The sequence below is a fragment of the Acinetobacter endophylla genome (genome assembly GCF_053543775.1).
The window spans coordinates 3,495-4,654 of sequence record NZ_JBLVOM010000269.1 but is presented as its reverse complement, the minus strand read 5'-3'; the positions used below and the strand labels follow the sequence as shown (position 1 = coordinate 4,654).

Annotated in this window: 1 pseudogene; it reads left to right on the top strand. The window is 41.4% G+C overall.

The annotated features are described in order from the left end of the window. Positions 1-1,160 (top strand): annotated as a pseudogene (locus ACNPNW_RS15760) (Eco57I restriction-modification methylase domain-containing protein); the annotation flags it as partial.

Sequence of the window (1,160 nt, the reverse complement as noted above, 5' to 3'; positions counted from 1 at the left end):
GTACAGAACAGTGTCGGCCGCTTATGGATGATGGCACAGCCTGATAGTACCCTGGCCAGTGAGTGGGAATATTACATTCAGCCGGCTGAGCAAAGCGACGAAGTCAATGCACAGCTGAAACAGCTGATTGATGTGCGGATCAGTGAAGATGGCGATACCTTAAATCCTGAAAGTATTACAGTGCTCGATCCGGCCTGTGGTTCGGGGCATATTCTGGTGGAAGCTTATGATTGCTTAAAAGCGATTTACTTAGAACGTGGTTACCGCAGCCGTGATATTCCACGTTTGATTCTGGAAAATAACCTGTACGGCATTGATATCGATACCCGTGCGGCACAGTTGGCGAGTTTTGCGCTGTTGATGAAAGCCCGTGAGGATGACCGCCGTTTATTTAGCACTCCACCAAAGCTGAATATCATTGCGTTACAGGACAGTCAGCCAGAACGTTTGGATGCATTTAGTCAGGATCTGGCAAGTACTGATATTGCACAGGCAGATTTAAAAGAGTTGCTGGACTTATTCGAACACGCTTCGACTTTTGGTTCTTTGATTCAAATCCCTCAAGCATTCGCTAAAAAGCTGTCTGATTTAGAAACCAAGCTGAATACAGCATTAGAGTCAGGGGATATTTTTGCACAGCAGTCAGCACAAGAGTTATTGCCTTTAGTACAGCAAGCGAAATTACTAGTTAAACAATACGATGCAGTGATTGCTAACCCACCGTATATGGGGGGTAAAGGTATGAATACCGCACTGAAAGATTTTGCCAAAAAGAAATTCCCTGATAGTAAATCTGATTTATTTTCTATGTTTATTGAGCGTGGTTTTGCATGGTGTAAGGATAATGGCTTTAACAGCATGGTGACCATGCAAAGCTGGATGTTCCTGTCATCGTATCAAGCAATGCGTGAGAAGTTACTTTCTAACAATTCTCTCATCAGCTTAATTCAATTGCCTTATGATGGAAAAGGTCCAACCGCTATGGGAATCAATTTCGGTGTTTCTTTAGCTATTCTTCAAAAATATAAAATTAATGGGTTAGTAGGTAGTTTTGATTGTTTTAGATATTATGAGTTAACAGAAGAAGGATTACCTAGGAAATTCCCTAGTTTAAATGAACGAAATGTAAAAACAAAACCGGATGAATTTCAGAAAATTCC